This window comes from Hansschlegelia zhihuaiae, from assembly GCF_004103825.1.
GTDB classification, from domain to species: Bacteria; Pseudomonadota; Alphaproteobacteria; order Rhizobiales; family Methylopilaceae; genus Methylopila; species Methylopila zhihuaiae.
The window spans coordinates 114,180-114,914 of the sequence record NZ_RYFI01000007.1; the positions used below are offsets into that span (position 1 = coordinate 114,180).

General features: G+C 73.5%; 1 protein-coding gene. It reads left to right on the plus strand.

Features of this window, described 5'->3' with window-relative positions:
- Positions 1 to 735: histidine kinase (locus EK403_RS23075; protein ID WP_245479600.1), on the plus strand; the 735-nt coding region annotated here is incomplete at both ends.

A 735-nucleotide genomic window follows, 5' to 3' on the forward strand; every position in this document is an offset into this window, starting at 1 on the left:
GAGCGCTTCAACGCGCTCGGCCGGACTCTGGCGGCCGAGCGCGCCACGAACGGGCGCATGTCCTGGCGGATGGTGACGCTGCAGGACGACGAGCGCCGGCAGATCGCCAAGGAGCTGCACGACGAGCTCGGCCCCTGCCTGTTCGGCCTGCGCTCGAACCTCGCCTCGCTCGAGCGCGAGGTCGCCGGCGCTTCGGCGACCGTGACGGACGCCGCCAGAGAGCGGATCGCAGCCATGACCGACCTGTCCGAGCGCCTCTCGGACATGAACCGGCGGCTGCTCGGCCGGCTGCGCCCGATGGCGCTCGGCGCCGCTCCGCTCGCGGAGGTGCTGGCCGGGCTGATCGCCGACTTCACCCGCCACCATCCCGAACGCCGCTTTGAGCTCGTCGCGCGCGGCCTCAGGACGAGCTATGGCGAAGCGGTCGACCTCACGGTCTACCGCGCGGTCCAGGAGGGGGTGACCAACGCGATCCGCCACGCGGCCTGCGCGCGCGTCGCGGTCACGATCGAGCAGCGCCGCGACGACGACGGCGCCGACGTCGTGCTGATCCGCATCCTCGACGATGGCGGCGGCGTGACGGAGCCGGCTCCAGCCGGCTTCGGCCTCATCGGACTCGGCGAAAGGCTGCGCGCGCTCGGCGGCAGCTTCCACCTGCACAACGTTCCCGCCGGCGCCGCCCTCGACGTCATCGTGCCGCTCGCCCACGCGTCCGGCCAGCGGCTCCAGCCCCCA